The organism is Oleiphilus sp. HI0066 (assembly GCF_001635725.1).
Window position 1 is genome coordinate 1 of sequence record NZ_LWFH01001358.1, and the last position, 1141, is coordinate 1141.

The 1141-nt window shown below is 42.5% G+C and carries 1 protein-coding gene; it reads left to right on the forward strand.

All coding sequences use genetic code 11. The annotated features are described in order from the left end of the window. Positions 1 to 263 precede the first annotated feature (263 nt). Positions 264 to 1141 (forward strand): AraC family transcriptional regulator (locus A3738_RS20670; protein ID WP_068763818.1); only part of this gene is annotated, 878 nt, incomplete at its 3' end.

A 1141-nucleotide genomic window follows, 5' to 3' on the forward strand; every position in this document is an offset into this window, starting at 1 on the left:
TGGTCAGGCAATCGAGATGACGGCACTTGTGCCAATACTGAATCGAGACTTGCATCAGCAAGAGGGGTAGCTTGACCAACATGCTCTAGCAAAAATGCATCCCCAGATTCTGGTAAATCCATTTTGTTTGCTTCATCACCCCAACCATTCCAACGTCGCATTTTTTCACCTACCGATTTGTTCTAAACAATGAATTACTATGGATGCATCATAAAAACTTAACGTAGAATATCACTGACATTTTCGGACAATCTATTTTTATTATGAAACACTTAGGGTTTGCATCTATTGCGGCACTTAAGCAGTACCTTCGCTACGCAGATGCCAAACGCATTGATACCGTCGATCTTTTGGCTGATCTAAAGCTCACGAACAACGTCGAACAATCTGAAGAAGGAAGAATATCTGGACAGCAGTTCCAACAGTTTTTAACTAGCCTTCTGCATCTCTCTAACGACCCGATTATGGGCTTAAGCAGCGCACTGTATGTACAAAGCCATTCGTATAATTTGCTTGGCGCACTGATTGAGCAAAGTGAAACTCTAGGACAAGCCATCTCTCGAATCCCTTTATTTGAGAGACTTGTCGGAGATATGGGGACGACAGAGATACAACGAACAGAAAGTCATCTCGCGTTAGTGTGGCACTGCAATTACACAACCTCGTTAATTGTGCCGCACATGATCGACAACGTACTTGCAAGTTGGACACTTTTTGCACGATGGCTAACAAACAGCAAAGCTTCGGCAAGTGGTGTATATCTGACAAGACCTAAACCTGCGCATTCCATACAACAAACCTATGAACAGGTATTTTCTGCACCGGTATTTTTTGATCAAACAAGTAATCGAATCGAACTATCAAATGAACTGCTGAGAATCCCACTCGTATCAAAACAGCACTCCCCGAAAAGCAGCTTAGAAGGAAAAGTACGAACGAGCTTATCGCAACTTAAATTTGATGGAGAAACCTTAAAAGACCAAATACTTCGCTCCGTTAAAGCGCACCTACAGTTAGGAATCGCGAGCAAAGAGCTAATATGCCAAGAGTTCAATACATCAACGCGACATTTACAGCGCCAACTTGATGCTGAAGGTACAAGTTACAGAGAGATTTTAAGAAAAGCCCGAGAAGAAAGAGC